Origin of the sequence: Parafrankia sp. Ea1.12 (assembly GCF_900465275.1) — a bacterium.
GTDB classification, from domain to species: domain Bacteria; phylum Actinomycetota; class Actinomycetes; order Frankiales; family Frankiaceae; genus Parafrankia; species Parafrankia soli.
This window is the reverse complement of the sequence record NZ_UBIZ01000543.1, coordinates 1-863: the sequence shown is the minus strand read 5'-3', so window position 1 is coordinate 863 and position 863 is coordinate 1. Positions and strand designations below refer to the sequence as shown.

At 68.0% G+C, this 863-nt stretch carries 1 pseudogene; it reads left to right on the top strand.

The features are described from left to right. Positions 1 to 863 (top strand): annotated as a pseudogene (locus FMEAI12_RS38840) (IS5 family transposase); the annotation flags it as partial.

Below are 863 nucleotides of genomic sequence, written 5' to 3'. Positions count from 1 at the left end.
CCGATCCCTGACCTGCGCAGCTATTTCAACGCGGTGATGTGGAGGTTCCGTACCGGAAGCCCCTGGCGGGACGTGCCGAACAGCTACGGCTCCTGGTCGACGATCTACGACCGGTTCCGTATGTGGGCGCGTGACGGGGTCTTCCAGACCCTCATGGACGCAATGATCACCGAGGCGGCGGCCCGCGACGATGTCGATCTCAGCCTGGTCAGCGTGGACTCCACCGTCGCCCGCGCGCATCACCACGCGGCGGGCATGGTGGTCGACCCGGACCTCCTGGAGGACATGGAGAAAGCCCTGAGGCAGGAAAAGGGGCTTCAGAAACCGGGCAAAACGACTCCGTAACCGAGGCACCCGAGGACGGAGAGGAAGCCGAACGGGCACGGCGCCGCACGGTACGCCGACGCCGCAAAGCCCGGCTGAAGGCCGCCGAACTGGGACGCTCCCGGGGCGGGCTGACCAGCAAGGTGCACCTCGCGACCGACCGGCGCTGCCGCCCACTGTCCATCATCCTCACCCCCGGACAGGCCGCGGACAGCCCGCGTTTCCTCCCGGCCCTGAAGAAGATCAAGGTGCGTGGACCGGTCGGCCGCCCCAGGACCCGGCCGGACGCGGTCGCCGGAGACAAGGCGTACTCCTCCCGCGCCAACCGCGCCCACCTGCGCACACGGAAGATCCGGGCGGTGATCCCGGAGAAGGCCGACCAGATGGCCAACCGTAAGAAGCGCGGCAGCGCCGGAGGCCGCCCGGTCAGCCACGACGCCACGCTCTACAAAGACCGCAACACCGTGGAGCGCGGCATCAACAAGATCAAGGAATGGCGGGGTCTGGCCACCCGCTACGACAAGACACCCGAAAGCTAC